Source organism: Aeromonas sp. PrichA-15 (genome assembly GCF_017939245.1).
Classification (GTDB): Bacteria; Pseudomonadota; Gammaproteobacteria; order Enterobacterales; family Aeromonadaceae; genus Aeromonas; species Aeromonas caviae.
This window is the reverse complement of sequence record NZ_JAGKRH010000094.1, coordinates 1-638: the sequence shown is the minus strand read 5'-3', so window position 1 is coordinate 638 and position 638 is coordinate 1. Positions and strand designations below refer to the sequence as shown.

1 pseudogene is annotated in these 638 nt (G+C 53.3%); it reads right to left on the bottom strand.

Annotated features, from left to right (window positions below):
• Nucleotides 1–416: pseudogene (locus J9889_RS13230) on the bottom strand (IS21 family transposase); the annotation flags it as partial.
• Between the last annotated feature and the right edge of the window lie 222 nt (nt 417–638).

The window sequence follows — 638 nt, the reverse complement described above, 5'->3', positions numbered from 1 at the left end:
TGGATCTGGCGCATGGAGCGCTTTTGCAACTGACACCAGGACTTGTAACGGTCACAGAACTGGGAGTAGCTGTAACAGCTATTGGGATAGCGCTGGGTGTACTCCTCCCAGAGCAGCTGTTTGGAGACCCCCTTGCGCTTGAGCTCCTGATGGACAGAGGGCCAATCCGGCACAACATGGCGGGCCGAGATGGTGGTATCGGCCTGCGGATAGAACAGGGCAGCCAGTCGGCCATCATCAAGCTCGGTAGGTAAGGGCCAGGTAAGGCCGAGCGCCTGGGCACTTTTGAGGAGTTTCTGGATGGAGCCGACACTGACCTTGGTACAGATACTGATTTGGCGAACAGAGAGGTCAGCTTCCAGCCGCAGTCGCAGCACTTCACGAATTTTACGCATTGCAATCCTCTTGGCAGACATAGGCTCTTCCCTGGCAAAAGGGAGAGCGTATCAAAGGTTTTTAAATCAATGCGTTAAGGATGATTCCGGTGAATGTGAACAGTGATTCCGGGATGTTGAACACTGTTTCCGGAAAGGAGGGGCGAAGTGTTCAGGTTGAACCGGAATGAGCGTTCACATTGGTCCGGAAATGGTGTTCACGTTGAATCGGAATTGGTGTTCATGATCGGCCGGAATATGCAC